At 51.3% G+C, this 18,744-nt stretch carries 22 protein-coding genes; 13 read left to right on the forward strand and 9 right to left on the reverse strand.

Translation table 11 applies throughout. From position 1 onward, the window contains the following. Positions 1-137: 137 nt before the first annotated feature. Positions 138-551, forward strand: coding sequence for a metal-dependent transcriptional regulator (locus tag K365_RS0116820; RefSeq protein WP_006967214.1), 414 nt, complete (start codon positions 138-140; stop codon positions 549-551). Positions 552-563: 12 nt separating this feature from the next. Here the strand turns inward: K365_RS0116820 and K365_RS0116825 are convergent, their stop codons facing one another. Further along, a complete protein-coding gene (locus tag K365_RS0116825; protein WP_024335528.1) occupies positions 564-1,427 on the reverse strand; it encodes a class I SAM-dependent methyltransferase in 864 nt (287 codons plus the stop codon). A gap of 22 nt (positions 1,428-1,449) precedes the next feature. Then, the gene (gene nth, locus K365_RS0116830; RefSeq protein ID WP_337833243.1) at positions 1,450-2,079 is read right to left on the reverse strand and encodes an endonuclease III; all 630 of its coding nucleotides are present in this window, start codon (positions 2,077-2,079) and stop codon (positions 1,450-1,452) included. Between the two features lie 39 nt (positions 2,080-2,118). Here nth and K365_RS0116835 point away from each other — a divergent pair, with 39 nt between their 5' ends. After that, complete coding sequence (locus K365_RS0116835) at positions 2,119-3,141, forward strand: tRNA 4-thiouridine(8) synthase ThiI (RefSeq protein ID WP_006967211.1); 1,023 nt, start codon at positions 2,119-2,121, stop codon at positions 3,139-3,141. Here the strand turns inward: K365_RS0116835 and K365_RS0116840 are convergent. After that, positions 3,135-3,620, reverse strand: coding sequence for a response regulator (locus K365_RS0116840; RefSeq protein WP_006967209.1), 486 nt, complete (start codon positions 3,618-3,620; stop codon positions 3,135-3,137). The genes K365_RS0116835 and K365_RS0116840 overlap by 7 nt on opposite strands. A 91-nt stretch (positions 3,621-3,711) precedes the next feature. Continuing rightward, positions 3,712-4,770, reverse strand: a complete 1,059-nt coding sequence (gene rlmN / locus K365_RS0116845; RefSeq protein WP_024335530.1) for a dual-specificity RNA methyltransferase RlmN — start codon at positions 4,768-4,770, stop codon at positions 3,712-3,714. A gap of 99 nt (positions 4,771-4,869) precedes the next feature. Between rlmN and ffh the strand changes: the two genes are divergently transcribed. From ffh to K365_RS0116900, 11 genes are all read left to right on the forward strand, one after another. Beyond that, entirely contained in the window at positions 4,870-6,195 is a 1,326-nt protein-coding gene (gene ffh, locus K365_RS0116850) for a signal recognition particle protein (RefSeq protein WP_006967205.1), read from the forward strand. 14 nt (positions 6,196-6,209) lie between these two features. Continuing rightward, on the forward strand, positions 6,210-6,473 hold the full coding sequence (rpsP, locus tag K365_RS0116855) for a 30S ribosomal protein S16 (RefSeq protein WP_024335531.1): 264 nt from the start codon (positions 6,210-6,212) through the stop codon (positions 6,471-6,473). Between the two features lie 61 nt (positions 6,474-6,534). After that, positions 6,535-6,765 carry a KH domain-containing protein gene (locus K365_RS0116860; RefSeq protein ID WP_006967201.1) on the forward strand — a complete coding sequence of 77 codons (231 nt, stop codon included), beginning with the start codon at positions 6,535-6,537 and terminating at the stop codon, positions 6,763-6,765. A 10-nt stretch (positions 6,766-6,775) separates the two neighbouring features. Beyond that, positions 6,776-7,324, forward strand: coding sequence for a ribosome maturation factor RimM (gene rimM, locus K365_RS0116865; protein WP_245569199.1), 549 nt, complete (start codon positions 6,776-6,778; stop codon positions 7,322-7,324). Further along, on the forward strand, positions 7,324-8,079 hold the full coding sequence (gene trmD, locus K365_RS0116870; RefSeq protein WP_024335533.1) for a tRNA (guanosine(37)-N1)-methyltransferase TrmD: 756 nt from the start codon (positions 7,324-7,326) through the stop codon (positions 8,077-8,079). The genes rimM and trmD overlap by 1 nt, the downstream gene beginning before the upstream one ends. 20 nt (positions 8,080-8,099) lie before the next feature. Further along, complete coding sequence (locus K365_RS0116875; RefSeq protein ID WP_006967193.1) at positions 8,100-8,654, forward strand: RNA methyltransferase; 555 nt, start codon at positions 8,100-8,102, stop codon at positions 8,652-8,654. A 34-nt stretch (positions 8,655-8,688) separates the two neighbouring features. Continuing rightward, positions 8,689-9,039, forward strand: coding sequence for a 50S ribosomal protein L19 (rplS, locus tag K365_RS0116880; protein WP_006967190.1), 351 nt, complete (start codon positions 8,689-8,691; stop codon positions 9,037-9,039). After that, positions 9,032-9,643, forward strand: a complete 612-nt coding sequence (gene rnhB, locus K365_RS0116885) for a ribonuclease HII (RefSeq protein ID WP_034625079.1) — start codon at positions 9,032-9,034, stop codon at positions 9,641-9,643. Before rplS ends, rnhB begins: the two co-directional genes overlap by 8 nt. After that, on the forward strand, positions 9,640-10,008 hold the full coding sequence (locus K365_RS0116890) for a YraN family protein (protein ID WP_006967188.1): 369 nt from the start codon (positions 9,640-9,642) through the stop codon (positions 10,006-10,008). The genes rnhB and K365_RS0116890 overlap by 4 nt, the downstream gene beginning before the upstream one ends. Further along, positions 9,953-10,852, forward strand: coding sequence for a 16S rRNA (cytidine(1402)-2'-O)-methyltransferase (rsmI, locus tag K365_RS0116895; protein ID WP_245569200.1), 900 nt, complete (start codon positions 9,953-9,955; stop codon positions 10,850-10,852). Before K365_RS0116890 ends, rsmI begins: the two co-directional genes overlap by 56 nt. A gap of 29 nt (positions 10,853-10,881) precedes the next feature. Next, positions 10,882-13,176, forward strand: a complete 2,295-nt coding sequence (locus tag K365_RS0116900; protein ID WP_024335536.1) for an inorganic phosphate transporter — start codon at positions 10,882-10,884, stop codon at positions 13,174-13,176. A gap of 131 nt (positions 13,177-13,307) precedes the next feature. Here the strand turns inward: K365_RS0116900 and sat are convergent, their stop codons facing one another. The 5 genes from sat to nusB form a co-directional block, all read right to left on the reverse strand. Continuing rightward, positions 13,308-14,585, reverse strand: a complete 1,278-nt coding sequence (gene sat / locus K365_RS0116905; protein ID WP_024335537.1) for a sulfate adenylyltransferase — start codon at positions 14,583-14,585, stop codon at positions 13,308-13,310. A gap of 130 nt (positions 14,586-14,715) precedes the next feature. Further along, positions 14,716-15,351 carry an HAD family hydrolase gene (locus K365_RS0116910; protein WP_024335538.1) on the reverse strand — a complete coding sequence of 212 codons (636 nt, stop codon included), beginning with the start codon at positions 15,349-15,351 and terminating at the stop codon, positions 14,716-14,718. 37 nt (positions 15,352-15,388) lie between these two features. Beyond that, the gene (pabB, locus tag K365_RS0116915) at positions 15,389-17,620 is read right to left on the reverse strand and encodes an aminodeoxychorismate synthase component I (RefSeq protein ID WP_245569201.1); all 2,232 of its coding nucleotides are present in this window, start codon (positions 17,618-17,620) and stop codon (positions 15,389-15,391) included. A gap of 8 nt (positions 17,621-17,628) precedes the next feature. Continuing rightward, the gene (locus K365_RS0116920; RefSeq protein ID WP_024335540.1) at positions 17,629-18,249 is read right to left on the reverse strand and encodes an MBL fold metallo-hydrolase; all 621 of its coding nucleotides are present in this window, start codon (positions 18,247-18,249) and stop codon (positions 17,629-17,631) included. A 76-nt stretch (positions 18,250-18,325) separates the two neighbouring features. Further along, positions 18,326-18,742 carry a transcription antitermination factor NusB gene (gene nusB, locus K365_RS0116925; protein WP_006967175.1) on the reverse strand — a complete coding sequence of 139 codons (417 nt, stop codon included), beginning with the start codon at positions 18,740-18,742 and terminating at the stop codon, positions 18,326-18,328. Positions 18,743-18,744 lie beyond the last annotated feature (2 nt).

Below are 18,744 nucleotides of genomic sequence, written 5' to 3' on the forward strand. Positions count from 1 at the left end.
TCATTCAAATGGCTAAGTTTTATATGCCTAACATTGAATATTGTCAATAACAAACATGATGATTATGAATTTTTTTTTAATTGACTTACTATATCATCAGGCGTTAAAAAAAACAGGACCCCAACATGGAGGAAGACATGGAAAAGACAGTTCCGCTTTCCGAAAATATCGAAGATTACCTGGAAACCATACTGGCGCTGCAAACGCAAAACACAGTGGCCCGATCCAAAGACATTGCCGAAAAACTGGATATCAAACGGGGATCGGTCACAGGCATGCTCAAAAAACTGGCAGCCAGAAAACTGATTAACTATGAGCCGTATGGATATGTAACACTGACCCCGGAAGGAGAAAAAATCGCAAAAAAGATTGAATACCGCCATATGGTACTCAAGGATTTTTTATTCAGGATACTGGAAGTGGATGAAGCACGTGCCGATGAGACCGCCTGCCGCATGGAACATGCCATGGACAGTCAGTCTTTCAAAAAATTTGTGGCATTTATCGCCACGCTGGATGCCTGTCCCTACCGGAAACAGGGCATCGATTGAATAAAAAGAATCTTACCACCGATTTTCAGACCAGATCACCGTGGCGGTCAGGCCTTGCTGTATGCGGCTGATCCGGCCGTCTGTCTGGATGGTTTCCAGATAGGACTGAATGATCCGCCTTAATTTTGTCTCAGGGACGGAACCGGCCTTCTGGAAAAATGCCGTCTGGTTCTGAATTTCCTGACCTAAGGTGGCGGTCTGGTTCCATTCCATTTTGTCGAACCAGATATCTGGAAAATATTTCATGGCAATCAACAGATTGAATTTATAAAGAATGGATTGGGGCCGGTCGTCCAGGGGGCGATCCATGATTTTTTCCCACAGCGCCGCCATGACGGGATCCGGTTTCTTGTCCGCCCACCCCCGGATGGCAAATCCTTTTTTGCCGCAGGCCATCATTTTAAAAAACGACCGGGAGGTTGACAACGCCGGTGCCATGAATCCCGTGACCAGATCGAACCGGTTTTCCCACTTATTTTTATGGATATCCACCCCATGCCAGTCGTCACAGCGCAAATGGATCCGGTCCTTCAGATGCGGCGGTATGGCCTGCTCGAACCGGTCCAGCATGGCACTTGAAAAATCCAGGGCCGTGACTTTAGCCCCGGTTTCAGCCAGACCCAGGGCCAAATCCCCGGTGCCGCATCCGATGTCCAGCACGGTCATGCCTTCAGACAGCAGGCCGGCCTCCCGGAACCGGGCCAGGGCTTTATCCGTTTTCCGGTTTTCTTTTTCCTGCCTTCCCTTGTTGTAAGTGGCGGCGGCCCTGTCCCAGTATTCCGGTGTGGCAAACCCTTTATGCACGGCATAGGTGTCATCGGATTTAATTTTTTCCCATTCGTGGATCCAGAAATCAGGGGTAAAAATATTGTCCATGTCTCATTTCCTTTACACCCGGTTAAAGGCGTTTTTTTATCTCTGCATTTTTTTTGCCGGGAAACACGCACACATCAAACAAAGGGCACTGGTCACACTTGGGTTTTCTGGCATCACAGATGTCTCTGCCAAAATAGATGAACTGCAAAGACAGGTCACTCCAGGCTGATTCCGGAATGGTTTTCATGAGATCAAATTCCACTTTGACCGGATCCCGGGACCGGGTCAACCCCAAACGGCCGGATATGCGCAGCACATGGGTATCCACCACAATGGCCGGATGCCCGAACGCCGCCGATCTTACCACATTGGCGGTCTTTCGCCCCACACCGGGCAGTTTCACTAAAAGATCCAGGTCATCTGGCACCTGGCCGTCATGGCGGTCCAGCAGGGCCTGGGCGCACGCCTTGATATTTTTGGCCTTGTTGTTGTAAAACCCCGTGGAATAGATAATTTTTTTGATGTCAGTCAAATTGGCTGCGGCCAGAACGGCGGGATCGGGAAACCGCGCAAACAGATGCCGGGTCACCTGATTGACCTGGCGGTCGGTGCACTGGGCCGACAAAATAGTGGCGGTCAGCAGTTGAAACGGGGTCTGATGCACCAGTTGGGTCTTGACATCCGGGTACCGGTTTTTTAATGTGCGGAGCAAAAATTGGATATCCACGTTTTTCATGAAAGTTATTTATATATGAGTGACAGAAAAAGCACAAGCCCTGTCCGGGCGTTGGGGCTGTGTTCCGGTGGGCTGGACAGCATGCTGTCCGGCGTTATACTTAAAAATCAAGGCATCCATGTGACCTGGATCAGTTTTGAAACCCCGTTTTTCTCATCAAAAAAAGCGCAAAAAGCGTCCGCCATCTGTGACATCCCTTTGATCACCAAAGACATTACCGGGCCTTATCTGAAAATGATGGAAGCCCCCAAAGCGGGGTTTGGAAAAAACATGAATCCGTGCATGGACTGTCATGCACTCATGTTTGAAACCGCCGGCCGGCTCATGCAGAAAATGGCATTTGATTTTCTGTTCAGCGGAGAAGTCGTGGGCCAGCGGCCCAAATCCCAGACCAAAAACGCCCTGCAATACGTGGAGAAAAACAGCCGGTTCAAAGGGTTTATATTGCGGCCTTTAAGTGCCCGGTGTCTGCCGGAAACGCCCATGGAAATCCAGGGCCTGGTGGACCGAACACAACTTTTGGGCATTAACGGCCGGTCCCGGAAACAGCAGATCGCGCTGGCCCGGCAACTGGGGATTATTGAATACCCGGCCCCGGCCGGCGGGTGCCTGCTCACGGACCCGGGGTTTTCCACCCGGCTCAAAGATCTGTTCGATGTTCAGAAAACAAAAGAGATCCGGCACATTCACCTGCTCAAATACGGCCGCCATTTTCGCCTGACCGATACCTGCAAACTGGTGATCGGACGATCAGAAACAGACAATGAACAGATCATGGCCTGGTATGACCCCACGGCAGATGTGCAATTCAACCATGCATGGCTGCCGGGTCCCACCGCCCTTCTAACGGGGCGGTTCGGAAAAGCGGAGATTGAAAAGGCCGCTGCCATGGCAGCGGCCTATACCAAAGCGCCTGAAAATGAACCCACACAAGTCCGGGTGACCATCGGTCCCGAACAGACCCTGATCACCGTGGTGCCTTTAAAGCCGTCAAAACTGGGGTCCCGATTGATCGGATCCTTAGTCAAGGATCAATAATAGATCATTTTTTCCCAGAATTCCTTTTCATCCTTATCCCAGTCCTTGCCGAACTTTCTTTCACAAAAGGATGCCAGACGTTTATACCAGCTGGTCCAGGGATTTTTTCCCTCTTTTCTGGCTTTCAGAACATCCAGCAGAAACGTTTCAATATTGATCATCTCTTCTTTGGGAATATAGGAGCAGGCCCCGCCCAGATAGGATTTTTTAATATTATCCGGGCTTAAGGCATGGGCCGTGAGCATCACGGTGACAATCTCTTTTTTATTGGCCGTTTCCAGCAGCTGGTATCCGTCCACACCCATGATATCGAGTATGGCAATATCAAATGTCTGCTCTTTTAACAGCTGATCGGCTTGTTCAAACGACTGGGCCCGGGTCACGGTAGCCATGTCCAGCAGTTCTTCCAGAGAATCCAGCACATCAGGCTCATCATCCACAATCAGAATTCTTTTGTTTTCCAAACTGATATCAGTCATGATTTTTTCCATTCATATTTACGGGTTTGAGATAATTTTTTTTAAGGGATTTAACATAAATGTCAACCCAATGGATTAAAATAAGGCTTTTTTAGTCGATTTCAATCCCTTTATTCTTTTGCTGTGCCTGGAGCTGTCCACAGGCGGCCAGAATATCGGCTCCTTTGCTTTTCCTTACAATGGCGGTCATATTTTTATCCAGCAGTAACTGCAAAAATGTTTTAACGGTTTCCGGATCCGGTGCTTTCAAACGGGTTCCCGGATGCGGGTTGAATGCAATGAGATTGACCTTGGCCCGCACCGGGAACAAAAGCCGGACCAGTTGACCGGCATGGGCCGGCGAATCGTTCACGCCTTTGATCAGGATATATTCAAAGGTGATCTTGTTTCTGGGCTTCATGGTGAACTGTTGACACGCGGTTAAAAGCCGTGTCATGGGATAGGTGTTGTTGACCGGCATCAGCCAGGACCGGGTTTCATCATCCGTGGCATTGAGGGAAACCGCCAGATTCACGGCGCACGCCTTTCCCAGCTCCAGGATTTCAGGCACCAGGCCGCAGGTGGACACCGTGACCCGCCTCGGGGAAAATTTCAATCCGAAATCCGTATCCGTGATCACGGCAATGGCCTGGATCACCTGATCATAATTGGCCAGGGGTTCACCCATGCCCATGAACACGACATTGGACAGTTTCTGGGGATCCATGTTTCTGTGTGCAAGAAACATCCGCACGGTCCGGACCTGGGCAATGATCTCCCCGGCGGTCAGGTTTCTTTTCCATCCCCCTTTGGCCGTCAGACAGAACCGGCAGTTCATGGCACATCCCACCTGGGAGGACACACACAGGGTAAAATGATCTTTTTCCGGTATAAGCACGGATTCGATATGGGCCCCGTCCGTCAGCTGAAACAGATATTTTTCCGTGGTGTCCGCAGACACCTGTGTGTCCGCCAGAGTCAGGCAGTCAAAATAAAAATGATCGGCCAGCAGGGCCCTCAGATCTTTGCCCAGATCGGTCATCTGGTCAAAATCATCCACCAGTTTCAGGTACAGCCATTTGAAAATCTGACCGGATCGAAACGGCCGGACCCCTTTTTTTTCAAGCCATCGGGAAAGATCTTCCCGGGTATAGTTCAATAAATTTTCCATTCTTATTCCTGTGGATCCAACTGGATTATTTCCTTGACATATCACGGTTTATGGACTAAATTCAATGATTTGATTTGATATTGGGATGAAGGTCTTTTTATGTTTGAAAATTTGAGTGACAGGCTTGATTCGGTCTTTAAGAAGCTGAAAGGCCACGGCACCCTGAATGAGAAGAATATTGAAGAAGGTCTCAAACAGGTAAGAATGGCACTTCTTGAGGCGGATGTCAATTATAAGGTTGCAAAAAATGTCATTTCAGATATAAAGACCCGGGCACTTGGCCAGGAGGTCATGGAAAGTCTGACACCGGGTCAGCAGGTCATCAAGATCGTGTATGACGAGTTCACCCGGATGATGGGATCAAAACACCAAGCCCTGGATCTGGGCACGGGTTCTTCCGGGTCCATTATGCTGGTGGGACTTCAGGGGTCGGGTAAAACCACGACTGCCGGCAAGCTGGGTCTTTATCTGCGCAAGCAGGGAAGAACCCCGTTTCTGGTACCCGTGGATGTGTACCGGCCGGCAGCCATTGACCAGCTGAAAAAAATCGGGACCCAGCTGGATCTGCCCGTGTTTGACAGCACCCCGGACATGAAACCGCTCAAGATCTGCCAGGACGCCCAGATAGCGGCCAGAGAACAGGGCTGCGACACCCTGGTGTATGACACGGCCGGACGTCTGCACATGGATGACACCCTGATGGCGGAACTGGAAACCCTGAAAAAAGGGGTGAGTCCATCGGAAATACTTCTGGTGGCCGATGCCATGACCGGTCAGGATGCCGTGAATATTGCCGGCTCCTTTGACCAGCGCCTGGACCTCACCGGGGTGGTTCTGACCAAAATGGATGGAGATGCCAGAGGCGGAGCGGCATTGTCCATCAAGGCCGTGACCGGCAAACCGCTGAAATTCATCGGTGTGGGAGAAAAATTCACCGGCCTGGAACCGTTTCACCCGGACCGGATGGCCTCTAAAATTTTAGGGATGGGAGACACCCTTTCTTTTATCGAGCGGGCCCAGGAGGCCGTGGATGAAAAGGAAGCCAAAACCCTTGAAAAAAAACTGCGGCAGAACGCCTTTACCCTGGAAGATTTCAGAGACCAGATGAAAACCGTCCGGAAAATGGGATCGGTCAAGGACATTTTAGGCATGTTGCCGGGAATGAACAAAAAACAGCTCAAAGGGTTGAATATTGATGAAAAGGAATTTGTGAAAATCGAAGCCATCATCAATTCCATGACTCCGGAAGAAAGGGAAAAATATGCCATTATCAAGGCCTCCCGGAAAAAACGGATCGCCTTTGGCTCCGGGACCACGGTTCAGGATGTCAACAAGCTGTTGAAAAGCTACACCCAGTCCATGAAAATGATCAAGAAGTTCAATAAAGGCGGCATGCGCTCATTGAAAAACATGCTGCCGTTTTAAGGAGAAAACAACTTATGTCCGTTAGAATCAGATTGACCCGCAAGGGTACCAAGAAAAAACCGTTTTACAGAATCGTGGCCGCAGACATTGAAGCCCCCAGAGACGGCCGGTTTCTGGAAACTTTAGGAACTTACAACCCCATGACCGAACCGGCCGACATCGTGCTCAAGCAGGACCGGATCCAGTACTGGCTGGACCAGGGTGCCACTCCCTCCACCACGGTGACGAGCCTTTTGAAAAAACAGGCGGCCGCGCCCGAACCGGCTGCAACGGCCTGAACCTGTTCTTTATTGACACATCCGGATGCTTACCCCTTTGACGCAGCAAGGAGATGGACACATGAAAGAGCTGATTGAATACATTGCCAAAGCACTGGTGGATGACCCCGACCAGGTCCATGTTTCAGAGGTTGTCGGAGATCAGACATCGGTTCTGGAACTTAAAGTCGCCAAAGAGGATCTGGGAAAGGTGATCGGAAAACAAGGCAGATCGGCCCGGGCCATGCGAACCATTTTAAGTGCGGCATCCACCAAAATGAAAAAAAGAACCGTTCTGGAAATCATTGAATAATGGCGGCTCCGTGACTGGAAAAGTCTCTTCAGACACCGGTTTTCTTTCGCTGCTGGTCATGGGCGAAATTACCGGCGCCCATGGGCTGGAAGGCAATATCAAGGTCCGGTCATTTGCCCAGGCACCGGATCTTTTTGCCCCGGGAAGCCGGGTGTTTGTGTCATCAGGAACCCGGGCGGATGCGCAGCCGTTTGTGATTGATCATTGCGTTTCTTATAAAAAAGGACTGCTCATGCGGCTGGCCGGAATTAAAGACCGGGACATGGCAGATGCGCTGATGGGAAAACAGATTCTGGTACCGCGCAGCCGGCTGCCGGAACCGGAAGAAAACGCCTGGTACTGGGAGGATCTGTACGGTCTGACCGTGACCGATGAGGTATCCGGTGATTTAGGGACCATTGACACTATTTTTTCCACCGGAGCCCATGATATTCTGGTGGTGAAAAACAAGGACCGGGAACTGCTGATTCCCATGCACCGGCAGTTTGTCATGTCAGTGGACATTGAAAACGCCCGGGTGGTCACCCGGTTGCCGGAAGGATATGATACAGGCCTGTGATGGACTTTACGGTGTTAACTTTGTTTCCGGAGCTGGTGCAGGCGTTTTTTGATCACGGCATGATCGGCCGGGCCATCCGCCAGGAGCTGATCACCGGCAGGACCATCCAGATCCGGGATTTTGCCACGGACCGGCATCACACCGTGGATGACCGACCCTATGGCGGCGGATTCGGCATGATCATGAAACCCGAACCCTTGGCAGATGCCATTGCGCTGGCAAAAAAACAAGCACCTGATGCCCAGGTGGTGCTCATGACGCCCCAGGGAGAACCGTTCCACCAGCAGGCGGCCCTGGAAATGGCAGACAGTGACACGGCCCTGATTTTTGTATGCGGCCGGTACGAGGGGATTGATGAACGGATCATCACCCGGTTTGTGGACAAAGAGATTTCGGTGGGAGATTATGTCATGACCGGCGGAGAACTGGCCAGCATGGTGGTCATGGATGCCGTCTCCCGGTTGATCCCCGGGGTTCTGGGAAAAGAAGGGTCCTTTATATCGGATTCTTTCATGGACCACCGACTGGAACACGCCCAGTATACCCGGCCGGAGCAATTCATGGGAGACCCGGTGCCTGATGTACTCCTGTCCGGGGACCATGGACGGATTCAGAAGTGGCGGACCCGGTCATCTTTGGCCCGGACATTTGTCCGGCGGCCGGATCTTCTGGCAGCTCATCCACCGGATCCGGAGGAAAAGGCGTTGCTTATGCAATGGCACAACGATCTGGAAGCATTGCTTTATCCCCATTAACCTGTCATGGAAACTGTTCTATGGACAACCTGTATATTGCCCTGGTCCATTATCCGGTGGTGAACAAAAAAAACAAAACCATTGGATCCGCCTTGACCACCATCGATATGCATGATATTGCCAGGGCATCCATGACCTTTGGCGTCAAAAGGGTGTATGTGATCACCCCTTTTCAGGACCAGGCAGACCTGGCCCATGAAGTGATCCGGCACTGGACCCAGGGGGCAGGATCCCGGTTGAACCCTTCCCGGAAACAAGCCCTGGAACTGATCCGGGTGGCAGACACATTTGAAGCGGCCGTCCAGCAGATTCAGGCGGAACACAACCGGCCGGTGGTCACCATTGCCACCAGCGCCCGGATGAACCAAAAAACGATTTCACCCCATGCCTTGAAACAGAAACAGCGGTCAGATACCCCATGTTTGCTGATTTTCGGGACTGCATGGGGATTGGCGGATGAACTGATAAACCAATGCGACATGCAGCTGGACCCCATCACAGGTCCGGGGGATTACAACCACCTGTCGGTCCGATCAGCAGCATCCATTTACTTAGACAGACTGATGAACGGCTGATTTTTAAGATATCAGACAGCAACCAGGAGGAAACATGAGCAACGTAATAGAAAAATTGGAAAAAGAACAGATGCGCCTGGATATTCCGAAATTCGATTCAGGAGATACCATCAAGGTGCATGTGAAAATCAGGGAAGGGGACAAAGAACGGATCCAGATGTTCCAGGGTGTGGTGATCAAAAAGACCAACGGAATGGCCGGTGCCCGGTTCACCGTGAGAAAGATTTCCAACGGCATCGGCGTGGAGCGTATTTTTCCGCTGCATTCCCCGATCATCGATCAAATCGAAGTGGTGACCAAAGGGCGGGTCCGCCGTTCAAAACTGTATTACCTGCGCAATCTGCGGGGAAAAGCGGCCAGGATCAAAGAAAAACGCTTTGCATAATGCCGGTTTCATGTGGCAGATCGAACAGACGATCCGGCAAAAAGGATTTCAACGGATTGCAGGTATTGACGAGGCCGGCAGGGGACCCCTTGCCGGCCCTGTCGTGTCTGCGGCCGTCATCCTTCCTGCGGATTTCTCCTGCCCGGGCATTACGGATTCCAAAAAACTGTCGGAAAAAAAGCGATGCCGGTTTTTCCCGATAATCATGTCCCATGCCGTGGCGGTTGGCGTGGGATTATGCGACCACAAAGAAATCGATGCCACCAATATCCTGGCGGCAGCACTGGCTTCCATGAAGCGGGCCGTTGCCAATCTGGACACTCCCCCGGATTATCTGCTGGTGGACGGCAAATTTCCTCTGGCCATGGATATTTCCCAGCAGGCAGTGGTCAGGGGAGACAGCAAAAGTATCTCCATTGCGGCGGCGTCCATCATTGCCAAAGTGACCCGGGACCGGATCATGGCCACCCTTCACCAGACTTTTCCTGAGTACCTTTTTATCCGGCACAAGGGATATCCCACAGCCGCACACAAACAGGCCATTCAAATCCACGGTCCCTGCCCGGTTCACCGCAAAACCTTTAAAGGAGTCTTGCAGGCATGACCCAATATCGAAAGCAACTGGGCCGATCCGGAGAACAGGAGGCGGTCAGACATTTGATCGAATCCGGATACACCATTGTGGAAACCAATTATACCACCCGGTTTGCTGAAATCGATATCATTGCCGCCACCCAGGACTGCCTGGTGTTTGTGGAAGTAAAAGCCCGTACCAGTTTAAAAAAAGGACTGCCAAAAGAAGCGGTACATGCTGCCAAGCAGCACAAAATCATTCAGGCAGCCCGGCAGTTTTTGAAAACCCAGCCTTCGACCGCGTGGCGTCACATTCGATTCGATGTGATGGAAATTTTTTTTGAACCCGCCCAAACCCGCATCAACCATATCCCCCATGCATTCCATATTGGATAACACGCCGGATACCAGCGGCACCCTGTTTGTGGTGGCCACGCCTTTGGGAAATCTGGAGGATATGACATTTCGGGCAGTCAGAATTTTAAAGGAAGCCGCATTGATTGCTGCCGAAGACACCCGGCATTCCAGAAAGCTGCTTTCCCATTACAACATCACCACACCGGTGATCTCCTGCCATGAGCACAACGAAGCCCGGGTTGCGGAAAAACTCATTTTGCTGTTACAGCAAAAAAAAAATATTGCTTTGATCACGGATGCCGGCACACCCTGCATCTCCGATCCCGGATACCGTCTGGTGTCTGCAGTGTTACCCCATGATATTCCCGTTGTACCGATTCCCGGATGCTGTGCCGTTGCGGCCGGGCTCAGCGTGGCCGGTTTGCCCACGGACCGGTTTCTGTTTGCCGGATTTCTGCCCAGAAAAGTCTCCCACCAGGAACAGGCCATCCAGGCATTGGCGGATCAGCCGGCCACTCTGGTCTTTTATGAATCCCCAAAGCGCATCCGACCCCTTGCTGAAAGGCTCATGGCCATTTTGGGCGACCGGCAGGCCTGTCTGGCCAGAGAGATTACCAAACTGCATGAAACCTTTATCCGGGGTCCGCTTTCAAGTATCATTGCCCGTCTGGATCCGCACATACCGCCCAAAGGGGAATGCACGTTATTTGTGACCGGGGCAAAAGCGCCGGAAAAGCTCTCATCTCGGGATCTGGAATCTTTAATCCAAGACCGGATGGCTGTTTCACAGCAATCAACGGCGGATCTGGCCAAAGAGATTTCACAGCAATTTCATGTGTCCAAAAAGCAGGTCTATGACACGATTTTAAAATTTAAACCTTGAATTTCAAAATTTAAATCAGGACAAATCATATGAGCCTTGAACTTTGTTATGTCATTATCGGTATTTTACTGTTGTTTGCATTTTTTGATCTCATGATCGGGGTGAGCAATGATGCCGTCAATTTTCTGAACTCTTCCATTGGCTCCAAAGCCGCGCCTTTTGTGATCATCATGTTGGTGGCCAGCTTAGGGATTCTGGCAGGGGTAACGTTTTCAGGCGGTATGATGGAAGTGGCCAGAAAAGGCATCTTTCATCCCCAGTTTTTTACCATGCCCGAACTTCTGGTAATCTTTTTGGCCGTCATGATCACCGATATTTTACTGCTGGATCTGTTTAATACCTATGGACTGCCCACATCCACCACGGTCTCCATTGTATTCGAGCTGCTGGGTGCGGCAGTGGCCCTCTCGGTTATCAAACTGCTGTACACCGCCGGCAGCACCATGGCGCTGTGGGATTATATCAACACGGCCAAAGCCATGGCCATCGTGGGCGGTATTCTTTTATCCATTGTCATATCCTTTTTCTCCGGTGCCATTGTCCAGTTCATCTCCCGGCTTATCTTCACCTTTGATTATCAGAAACGGCTGAAACGCTATGGTGCGGTATGGGGAAGTGTGGCCATGACGGCCATCACCTTTTTTATCCTCATCAAAGGGGCCAAAGGGGCCACCTTTATGACGGAACCCACCCTGATATGGATTCAACACCATACATTGACCATTCTGGGCGGCATATTTGCCGTTTCCGTGATCGTCCTCCAGATGCTGTTGTCCATTTTCAAGGTCAACATTCTCAAGCCCATCGTTCTGGTGGGCACATTTGCCCTGGCCATGGCGTTTGCCGCCAATGACCTGGTGAACTTCATCGGTGTGCCTTTGGCCGGCCTGAAAGCGTTTAGCACGGCCCTGGCATCTGCCGATCCCTTGAACATCACCATGGAAGCCCTGAGCAAGGCAGTCCAGACCCAGACCGGTCTGCTGCTTTTAGCCGGCAGTATCATGGTGGTCACCCTGTGGGTATCCAAAAAAGCCCGCACCGTGACGGAAACGGAAATCAGCCTGGGAAAACAGGATGAAGGACCGGAACGGTTTGAATCCATCTGGCTGTCCCGGAAAATCGTGGCGTTGTTCTATCATATTTTCAGTTCCCTGCGCACGACCATTCCCGAACCCCTGCGCCGGGCCGTTGCGGCCCGGATCACGCCCACACCGGTTCACCACGGGGGGTCTGCCGGAGAAAAACCCTCCTTTGATCTGATCCGGGCCTCAGTGAATCTCATGGTGGCCAGCACGGTGGTATCGTTTGCCACGTCTTTGAAACTGCCGTTATCCACCACCTATGTGACATTCATGGTGGCCATGGGATCGTCTTTTTCAGATCAGGCCTGGGGACGGGAAAGTGCGGTCTTCCGCATCACCGGTGTTCTGGCTGTAGTGGGCGGCTGGTTTATGACGGCATTTATCGCATTTATGGTGGCCTTTTTGTTTGCCAACATTATCTATTTTTTCAATGCCTGGGGCATTGCCGGGCTGATGCTGTTTGCCGGGTTCATGATCTGGAAAAACAAGAAAAAACACGATGACCAGTCCAAAGACAAGGAAGAGATGAACATTTTCCAGTTTGAAAAAGTGGATGATTTTCAGGCAGCCGTATCTGACACGTTCGATCATCTGGCATTGCAGCTCAAAGGCATCAGAGAATCCTTTGACCGGGCCTTTGATGCCCTGTTCACCGAAGATATCGGCACCCTGCGCCAGGAACGAAAACGGACCAAACAGGTCCAGTTGAGCACCAATGTGATTGTGGCCAACATTTTCAAGGTGCTGCGCCTGCTTCAGAAAACAGACAATCAGGTGTCCTACAACTACTACCAGATCATCCGCCGGCTTCAGAAACTGTCCGATGGATACCGGGATACCGTGATCCGGTGCACCATGCATGTGTCCAATCGCCACACCGGACTTTTGCCCGTCCAGGTGGAAGAGCTCATGGAGATCAAAAAGGTGATTCTCCAGATCTTTTCAACCGTGGAAACAGCCCTGGCCAAAAAACAGATTGTGGACTGCCGGGATATCGTAGACCATTTCCACCTTCTTCGGGAACTGGTGGATGATTTCAATGCCAACCAGATTGAACGGATCCGGAACGATTCCTCCAAAACAAGGTTGAGCATTCTGTTTTATGCGATATCGGGCAACTGTGTCATGATGGCCAAGCAGACCGTCAAACTGCTGGGCATCTTTAACGAGGCGTTTATCAACCCGTCCGGAAAACCGGGACAACAACCTGCCAATCCCTGTTCGGACTACAGCCTGGATTAGCCTGGCGGTAGCGGTGGCCTCAACTGCCCCATCCGCGCTCATTGCCTTGAAAAAAAACAAAAAGGTTCTGTGCGGGAAATCCCCCGCACAGAACCTTTGTTTACATCATTCAGAAACGAATCTGAATCAGATTACATTTTGCTGCCTTCGGCATGGCTCTGGAGTTTGACCTCCACTTTGTCTTTCAGCCCGGCATAATATTCTCTCAAAATCACCAGGACTTCATCACGGCCGAAATGGTCCACCACTTCCTCATTATTGGACAGGGCATGACGCAGTTTGGTACCGGACAGGATCACACGGTCCTCTTTGGTATGCGGGCAGGTCTTCATGGAAGCCATGCCGTCACATTTGTAGCAGTAGAACGTCCAGTCAATTTTCAGCGGTTCGCACAGCAGGCGTTTGCCGTCTTCTTCGGGCTGGGGAATCTGGTCAAAGATCTCCTGGGCCTCGAACAGGGTGTAGAAGTCGCCCACGCCGGCATGGTCACGGCCGATGATCATCTTGTTGACGCCGTAGTTCTGGCGGAAGGTAGCATGAAGCAGGGCCTCTCTGGGACCGGCGTATCTCATGTCCAGCGGATATCCGGCATTCACCACATTCTCAGGCACAAAATAGCCTTTGATCAGGGTATCAATGCATTTGATCCGGACTTCGGCCGGGATGTCACCGGGTTTGAGGTTTCCGATCAAAGAATGAATCAACACACCGTCGCACACATCCAGAGCGATTTTGCACAGATGCTCATGGGACCGGTGCATGGGGTTTCTCAACTGCATGGATGCCACATTGGCCCAGCCTCTTTCATCAAAAATGGCACGGGTTTCCGCCGGTGTCAGATAAACGCCTTTGAATTTTTCAGGAAATTCCCCTTCAGACAGCACTTTCACCGGGCCGGCCAGGCAGAACTCTTTTCTGGCCATAACCATCTGCACGCCCGGATGGTCTTCCATGGCGATTTTCCAGAACACATCGTCTGCTGATTCTTCACCATGCCCTTTATAGACTTTTTCACATTCCCATTTTTTCTCGTCTTCGGACATTTCAAATTTTTCTTCCACCTTCATGGTGGCATAGATCTCGCCGTTTCTCTCCAGGGCGATTTCATCCCCTTCCTTGATTTCAGCGGCATCTTCCTTGGCCACATCCAGCATCACGGGCACCGGCCAGAACGTCCCGTCCGCCAGCAGAAAATTTTCACATACGCCTTTCCAGTCCGCCTGGGTCATGAAGCCGTTCAACGGGCTGAATCCGCCGATACCCATCATGATCAGATCACCTTTGACCTGGGAAGAAATTTCAACTTTTTTCAGGCCCTGGGCTTTTTTGAGTTCCGCTTCTTTTTCAGCGCCTTCGAGCTTGCAGCATACCAGACCTTTTCCACCGTGGGGAGCTACTAATTTAGACATATAACGCATTCTCCTTAAAAAATTATATATTAACCCAAACAAATAAATGTTATGCCAACATTTATTTAAAATTTTTATTAAAAATCTTGTAAGATTTAATGATGATTGGCAAATTTGTCAAGAATTTTATTTATTTATCTGCAACCCCCAACGCTGAAGCAATGTCCGCCATGGCCTTGGCATACAGGTCTGCTTCCAGCTGAGGCTGCCTGAATGCGGCAAACACCGTGCCCGCTGCTTTGGCCGCCTGTTGGTCATACATGGAATCGCCGATGAACAATATCTGATCCGGATTCAGTGAAAACCGGTCCATAATTTTTATAAGCGCTTCTGGATGGGGTTTGGGGTTTTTCACGTCTGCGGCCGTGACCACCATATCAAATTGGTCTTTCAACCCATAATGGATGAGCACCTGTTCCATGGTATCGGTCCGGTTGGTGGCAACCGCCCGGATATATCCGTGGCATTTCAGGTTTGCCAGCAACGCCGCCAGTCCGTCCGCTATTTCCATATATGGAATAAAATTATGGGCGCCGATCTGTTTGACACACTGAAACACGGGTTTCAAATCCGTCATCTCCGCAAACAGATAGGATACGGCATCGGCCACCGTCATCATGTGGACCTGAATAAACTGGGTGTCTGTCAGAGGCGGTTTATTGAAATGATCCAAAATCAGATCATAAAACTTTCGATTGGCCATGGCCGTATCAAACATCACCCCGTCACAATCAAACACCACGGCTTTAATCTTAGATAAATTCATCTTAATACTCGCTTTTGTTTATTGATTCTTCAACCCGTCACAACGCCTGTGCAAGGGCATGATTGATCATGTCACACACGCCGGGCTCCTGAACAACCGGAACCCCGTTGACGTGATTCACCGGCACGGCTCCCATCAGGGCATTGGTCAGTACCACATTGGCACAGGACGCCAGGTCCCGGACGAAAAACGGTTTGTGTTCAACCGCATATCCTTGCTGTTCCAGCGCACGGATTGCAGCCCCTGAAGTGATGCCGGGCAGCACATGATCAGAGGCCGGGACAAGGATGCGGCGGTCCTGGAGGACCAGGATATTACAGGTATTGGTTTCAGACACCGTCTGATCGGCATTCAGAATCAAAGCCTCGTCACCGCCGTTTTCCCGGGCATATTGCCCTGCCTGGTCATAAAACAGATAGTTCAGGGTTTTATGACCGGCCAGAAACGTATGCCTGGGACAGGGATAGGTCACCAGATCCAGGCCGGTTTTACCCAGAACCGCCAGTCGGTGCCGGTATGGCCGGACAAACGCTGCTGAAAATCCGGGAAACGCCAGAATGATCTTTAAAGCGGCATCCTGGGTGTCAAGAAGATTTTCCCTGATCAGATATGCCGCCACCCGGTCCCAGGTGATATCCGGGGGGGGTGTTTTGAACAGCGTTTCCCAGGAATGATTCATGCGCTGAATATGCGCGGCAAGCCGCACCGGACGGCCATGGGTCACACAGATGGTTTCAAACACCCCGGCCCCGTATTGAAATCCGGGAATCGATGCCGGCACCATCACCTGATTCTGGTCCACCAGTTTGCCGCTGACCCAGGCTTTTGGACCGGATGACTGCCCGGTCCGGTCTTTCCGGGCCAAGGTGTTCATGATCGTTTTCCCTTTGTCCAGGGTTTCCTGGAACTCTTTTTCCGGATCCGAATCATAGACAATACCGCCGCCCACGGAAAAAAACAGTCGATGATCATGGATGGTGGCGGTCCGGATGGCAATGGACAGATCCATGGTATCGTGAAAACTGATATATCCGATGGATCCGGTGTAGACATGGCGTTTCACCGGCTCCAGTTCATCAATGATCTCCATGGCCCGGATCTTGGGACAACCGGTAATGGAACCGCCTGGAAACGCCGCTTTCAACAGATCCACACCCGTGTGACCGGGCGCAAGTTCCCCCTGGACCACAGACACCAGGTGAAACACATTGTCATAAGGCTCCAGACGTTTGTGTTCCTTCACCTTGACTGAATCCGGCACCGTGACCCGGGACAGGTCATTGCGCATGAGATCCACGATCATGGTGAGTTCCGCGTCATCCTTGATACTGGCAGACAGAATTCGACTGTTTTCTTTGTCCTGGCCCGGGGTGGTCCCCCGGGCAATGGTGCCTTTGATGGGACGGGTCTCCACACGGTTTTCCTGCTGAAGCAGAAACCGTTCCGGAGAGGTGGAAACGATCTGATGATCTCCGGCCTGAACAAAAGAAAAAAACGGGGCGGGATTGCGCTGAAACAAGGAGAGAAACAAGGCATAAGGATCGCCCGAAAACTTTGTTTCAAAACGCTGGGCCAGGTTGGCCTGGTAAATATCGCCGGCTTGCAGGTATTGAATGATTTGTGCCACGGCTTTCAGGTACTGTTTTTTTTCAATCCCTGATACCCAGCCCCCGGCATCCATGTTAAACGGGCTGGCGTGCGTTTCAGGTCTGGGCTGGGCCAGCAGATACTGTTTGACCTTTTGGATGGACATCCGGGAGACGGCACTGTCTTGTGCATCTTTTTGCCCGGGCACACACACGGACAAGGTGGTTTTTCCGGTTTTCCGGTCCTGAACCAGGATGATGGACGGCGCAACCAGATACATATCCGGCAGCCCCGTATCCACGCAGGTGCGGGGTAAATCTTCGATCACATCTTTGAGATCATAGGCCAGATACCCCATGAGTCCGGCTGAAAAAGGCAATGCATCCAAAGCGCTCCGGGTGAAATGATATCGTTCCAGCAATAATTTCAGACAGACAAACGGATCGTCTTCAATCACCCGGCAAATGTCCCCACAATCGATTTCCAGATGTCCATGGATCATTTTAATCTGAAGCCAGGGATCAATGCCCAGAAAATGATACCGGGAACAGTCCAGGTCGGTTCCGGACAACAAAACCACGGTCCCGGGCCGATGGCTGAACCGGGCGGCAAACTGCTCAAAAGGTTCCGGCAGGTCAATGGATTCCTGGCGGACCGTCACCCTTTCAGGCAGTTGTGTCACCCATGAATTCATCGCAAAAAAGGATTCATGCGTTTTTCATCGGCAATGGTGGTTTCCGGGCCGTGCCCCGTATACACCACGGTATCATCGGGAAGGACCAGCAGTTTTTGTTTGATACTGGCAATCAGGGTGTCATAGTCCCCGCCCGGCAGATCGGTCCGGCCGATGGATCCGGCAAACAGGGTATCGCCGGCAAACAGGTGTCCTGGCGTGTACAGGGCAATACCGCCCCTGGAATGTCCCGGCGTATGAATGACGGTCAACGTGATATTGCCGAAGCGCACCGTGTCTTTGTCATGAAGCAGCAGGTCCGGTTCCGGTGAATTTTCCGCAGACAAACCAAACGAGGCCGCGGACCGGGACAACTCGGACAACATGGGTACATCATCCGGATGAATGGCCAATTTGGCACCCGTGACCTCTTTCATGCGCCGGTTGGCCCCCACATGATCAAAATGGCCGTGGGTATTGATCAGATACTTGACAGTCAGTTTTTCCTTGGCCAGTATCATGAGGATTTGGTCCGCGTCATCTCCGGGGTCAATCACCACGGCTTCCCGGGTATCTTCGCACCCCAGAATAAAACAATTGGCCATGATCGGTCCTACTTCAAGTTTTTTAATAATCAAAACACCCTCCTTGTGTCGTTATTGTCTTACTCCGGTATCCTTTTGTCTGTGCCGCCATGATATGATTTGATGCGCATCATCGGCCGATGGACAAGCGTATCCGGTCCAGAATCCCGTTTACAAAGGATCCTGATTCCCGGGTACTGTATTTTTTAGCGATATCCACGGCTTCGTTGATGGTGACGGACGGGGGGATATCCGGTCTTTCCAGCAGTTCAAACGCGGCGATACGCATGATGTTGCGATCCACCACCGGCATTCTGGACACTTTCCAGTTTTTGGAATAGGTTTCCAGCATGGGATCGATTTTATCCATGGCCGTGAGCACGCCCTGAACCAGATCCATGAAAAACGGCCGGACAGTGGGGGTCAAATCTGCCTCATTTTCCAGGCAGAACGCTTCCACATCCGCCGGCACATCTTTGGATGAATTCATATCCAGGAAAAACAGGGCCTGAAGCGCCAGTTCTCTGGACTGCCTGCGATCTCCCATGG

The organism is Desulfotignum balticum DSM 7044 (genome assembly GCF_000421285.1).
In the GTDB taxonomy this organism is placed as follows: domain Bacteria; phylum Desulfobacterota; class Desulfobacteria; order Desulfobacterales; family Desulfobacteraceae; genus Desulfotignum; species Desulfotignum balticum.

Bases quoted from the DNA above. Each gene is read 5' to 3' on its own strand.
- K365_RS0116820 (WP_006967214.1), top strand. From the start codon at position 138: ATGGAAAAGACAGTTCCGCTTTCCGAAAATATCGAAGATTACCTGGAA.
- K365_RS0116825 (WP_024335528.1), bottom strand. From the start codon at position 1,427: ATGGACAATATTTTTACCCCTGATTTCTGGATCCACGAATGGGAAAAA.
- K365_RS0116835 (WP_006967211.1), top strand. From the start codon at position 2,119: ATGAGTGACAGAAAAAGCACAAGCCCTGTCCGGGCGTTGGGGCTGTGT.
- K365_RS0116840 (WP_006967209.1), bottom strand. From the start codon at position 3,620: ATGACTGATATCAGTTTGGAAAACAAAAGAATTCTGATTGTGGATGAT.
- rlmN (WP_024335530.1), bottom strand. From the start codon at position 4,770: ATGGAAAATTTATTGAACTATACCCGGGAAGATCTTTCCCGATGGCTT.
- ffh (WP_006967205.1), top strand. From the start codon at position 4,870: ATGTTTGAAAATTTGAGTGACAGGCTTGATTCGGTCTTTAAGAAGCTG.
- rpsP (WP_024335531.1), top strand. From the start codon at position 6,210: ATGTCCGTTAGAATCAGATTGACCCGCAAGGGTACCAAGAAAAAACCG.
- K365_RS0116860 (WP_006967201.1), top strand. From the start codon at position 6,535: ATGAAAGAGCTGATTGAATACATTGCCAAAGCACTGGTGGATGACCCC.
- trmD (WP_024335533.1), top strand. From the start codon at position 7,324: ATGGACTTTACGGTGTTAACTTTGTTTCCGGAGCTGGTGCAGGCGTTT.
- K365_RS0116875 (WP_006967193.1), top strand. From the start codon at position 8,100: ATGGACAACCTGTATATTGCCCTGGTCCATTATCCGGTGGTGAACAAA.
- rplS (WP_006967190.1), top strand. From the start codon at position 8,689: ATGAGCAACGTAATAGAAAAATTGGAAAAAGAACAGATGCGCCTGGAT.
- K365_RS0116890 (WP_006967188.1), top strand. From the start codon at position 9,640: ATGACCCAATATCGAAAGCAACTGGGCCGATCCGGAGAACAGGAGGCG.
- K365_RS0116900 (WP_024335536.1), top strand. From the start codon at position 10,882: ATGAGCCTTGAACTTTGTTATGTCATTATCGGTATTTTACTGTTGTTT.
- sat (WP_024335537.1), bottom strand. From the start codon at position 14,585: ATGTCTAAATTAGTAGCTCCCCACGGTGGAAAAGGTCTGGTATGCTGC.
- K365_RS0116910 (WP_024335538.1), bottom strand. From the start codon at position 15,351: ATGAATTTATCTAAGATTAAAGCCGTGGTGTTTGATTGTGACGGGGTG.
- nusB (WP_006967175.1), bottom strand. From the start codon at position 18,742: ATGGGAGATCGCAGGCAGTCCAGAGAACTGGCGCTTCAGGCCCTGTTT.